The following is a 519-nucleotide window of genomic DNA, read 5'->3' as shown; positions in this document are numbered from 1 at the left end:
GGTAACATCGACCTTTTACAGCTTACGCCGAAAGAGCGTCGACGCGTCATTGCCCGCGATATCGCGATGATATTCCAAGAACCCTCAACCTGTTTGGACCCTTCCGAAGAAGTAGGACGTCAGTTAATTGAGTCTATCCCCTCTCGCGCCTTTGAAGGCAAGTGGTGGGAGCGATTCAAATGGCGTAAAAAACAGGCCATTGCGCTACTGCACAAAGTTGGTATCAAAGATCACAAACGCTTGATGGGCAGCTACCCGTACGAGCTAACAGATGGTGAATGTCAAAAAGTCATGATCGCCATGGCCATCGCAACCAAACCTAAATTGTTGATTGCCGATGAACCAACTAACGACTTGGACCCCATCACTCAATCGCAGATTCTGCGTTTGTTGAGCCGAATGAACCAGCTCAACAACACCACGATTTTGCTGATCGGTCACGACTTGGCTACCATCACGCAATGGGCAAGCCGAATTACCGTCATGTACTGTGGTCAGTCGGTTGAATCTGCCGACACC

Annotated in this window: 1 protein-coding gene; it reads left to right on the top strand. The window is 49.5% G+C overall.

Annotation, left to right across the window (positions count from 1 at the left end; translation table 11 throughout):
* Window positions 1–519 (top strand): ATP-binding cassette domain-containing protein (locus R7044_RS28005; RefSeq protein WP_225456351.1); only part of this gene is annotated, 519 nt, incomplete at both ends.

Source organism: Vibrio sp. 1402, from assembly GCF_033340275.1.
Note: the sequence above shows the minus strand (reverse complement) of the source record. Positions and strands in the feature narration are given on the sequence as shown.